Here is a 236-nt window from a genome sequence, read left to right as displayed (position 1 = left end):
TAATAATATTACTGCCAACCACAATACTAGCTAGTGAAGCAATCATGGCAATTAGCCCGACGGGATTAAGTGTTAAATTCAAAGTATCAAATAAAAGACAGGCTAATGTAATTAACGTCATACCTGATATGAACTGTATTTTACTAGGTTTCTTTTTATGTAATAGCCAGTAATAAAACATGGCAAAAACTGGCAGCGACACCATTCCTACACCTGATATAGCAGAAGGTAGGGTT

General features: G+C 35.6%; 1 pseudogene. It reads right to left on the bottom strand.

The features are described 5' to 3' along the window. Positions 1 to 236 (bottom strand): annotated as a pseudogene (locus V6255_RS18265) (EamA family transporter); the annotation flags it as partial.

This window comes from Psychromonas arctica (assembly GCF_038155225.1).
In the GTDB taxonomy this organism is placed as follows: domain Bacteria; phylum Pseudomonadota; class Gammaproteobacteria; order Enterobacterales; family Psychromonadaceae; genus Psychromonas; species Psychromonas arctica_B.
This window is presented reverse-complemented; position numbering and strand designations above follow the sequence as displayed.